At 56.6% G+C, this 512-nt stretch carries 1 protein-coding gene; it reads right to left on the bottom strand.

Going from position 1 to position 512, the window contains the following annotated elements:
• Positions 1 to 139: 139 nt before the first annotated feature.
• Positions 140 to 512: polysaccharide biosynthesis protein (locus ACMUOY_RS21025; protein WP_413894631.1), on the bottom strand; the 373-nt coding region annotated here is incomplete at its 5' end.

Below are 512 nucleotides of genomic sequence, written 5' to 3'. Positions count from 1 at the left end.
CCCGCACTACATTCCTCACCCATAGCCCATTGCCTATCGCCACTCGCCTCTCTTTCCACTCATCGCTCATCACTCACCCATTGCCCATTGCCCATGGCCTAATTGTTGTAATGTTTCACATATTTCCTGAGCAGCCTTTTCATGTTTTCATCGCCGGCATCGGAGGAATCCTTAATCGCGGCGGAAAACTCGGCCAGGATGCCGTCCAGTTCGGCCAGGGTGTATTTCCCGCTGTTGCGGGCGACGAAGATCTTCTCGTGGCAGCTCGCGTCAGGATTTCCTCGAAGAGTTTCTCTCCGGGACGCAGCCCTGTAAATTGAATGTCGATGTCCTTGTAGGGCTCCAGGCCGTGGAGGCGGATCAGCTCCTCGGCAATGTTCACGATCATCACGGGCTCACCCATGTCCAGCACGAAGACTTCGCCGCCCTGCCCCAGGATGGACGCCTGCAGAACCAGGGACACCGCCTCCGGAATTGTCATGAAGTAGCGCTTCATCTCCCGGTCGGTTACG

It is taken from the genome of Candidatus Skiveiella danica (assembly GCF_022705245.1).
Taxonomy (GTDB): Bacteria; Pseudomonadota; Gammaproteobacteria; order Burkholderiales; family Burkholderiaceae_C; genus Skiveiella; species Skiveiella danica.
Note: the sequence above shows the minus strand (reverse complement) of the source record. Positions and strands in the feature narration are given on the sequence as shown.